Raw genomic sequence first — 1,438 nt, forward strand, 5'->3', positions numbered from 1 at the left:
ATCGAACTTGTTGCTAGGATGCGCTCGCTTTTTCCGACGCCAAAAGGTTTCGAGGCGCAAAAAGCAAGCCTGCTACTATGGTAAAATTGACCGACGTTTGAAGCTAACACCGGTACGAGGAAATTTTGGGTTTTGGTGCTGGTCCGCGTTGGGCTCGATGCGGACCTTCGTCGAATTTTGGTCAATGACCGTTATGCGAACGAAGCAGACGTTTAGCACCCTAAGTCAAAGGGCAGTTCTACGTGAAAAGATCAGTAGAAAGGTACTTCAGTCCTGAGTCGCAAATGATCACGGAAACGGTCTGGCCTTTGTGAGGGCCTTTTAGTAGCTCGACAGCACCCGCCACGTTAGCGCCGGAAGAAAACCCAGCGAAAATGCCTTCGAAGCGCGCCAGATCGCGACAGGTCTGACGCGCTGTGTGGCCATCAATTTGAAGAAACCCATCCCACACGAACCCTCGAAGGAAATCGAGATCACACATAACATACCCTCCTCCCTGAATGGGATGTTCGGGGCTTGTCACTTCCTGACCGGCGATAACTGCAGCGCCTTCGGGCTCAATGGGATAGCATTTGATCTCTGAATTTCGCGATCGCAGGTACTTGGAAGTCCCAGACAAAGTGCCACCCGATCCGACAAAATCACAGAATGCATCGATGTTGCCGCCGGACTGTTCCCAAAGTTCTGGGCCAGTCGTATGTTCATGGGCACTCGGATTACCTTCTCGTTGGAATTGGTCAGCTCGAAATGCGTTGCGTTCAATCGTCAGTTTTGTAGCCACGCGATCAACCTCTGCGAGGTCAGCGCCGGATACTTCCCCGGGGCGACTTCCCGGCATTTGATCTACCAACACGACTTCGGCGCCAAGAGCCTGCATCATTTGTGCGCGCTCAGGCGAGTTGCCTTTGGACATGACAGCAACGAATGGGTAGCCTTTGATACTGCAGATGATGGCAAGGCCGGTGCCCATATTGCCACTTGTCAGCTCAACGATTGTCTGCCCTTGCTCTAACGTGCCATTGGCCTCAGCTGCTTCAATGACCCCAAGCGCCGCGCGGTCTTTTTTGGAGAATCCGGGGTTCAAGTAATCGAGCTTGGCTAAAATTTTTCCCTCGCAACCATAATGCTTTACCAGCCGATCAAGAGACACCAAAGGTGTGTTTCCAATCGCTCCGAGAATGGAACAAAATGTACCAGTCATTATAAGAGTCCCAACTCTGTTTCGAAGCGAACTTTGGTAGACACTGCAGAGTTTTGCAACTTGGGCGCCTGGTGCTCAGCCACCAAAAAGTAACGTAAGGCTGCTCTGTAGGCGACACAACCTATCGCGGCAATCAGGTTTGGCGTTAGGGTCAGGACCCATTGATTTCCAGCGGTCGGCATGATTCACGGCTGAAAAACGAGCGGTGAACATGTCTGATCTTTTCTGGTTGACCGA

General features: G+C 51.8%; 1 protein-coding gene. It reads right to left on the reverse strand.

What is annotated here, in order from left to right:
- Positions 1–238 precede the first annotated feature (238 nt).
- Positions 239–1,201, reverse strand: coding sequence for a PLP-dependent cysteine synthase family protein (locus ACR0CG_RS23815; protein ID WP_480527977.1), 963 nt, complete (start codon positions 1,199–1,201; stop codon positions 239–241).
- Positions 1,202–1,438 lie beyond the last annotated feature (237 nt).

Source organism: Ruegeria sp. AB8, from assembly GCF_056542605.1.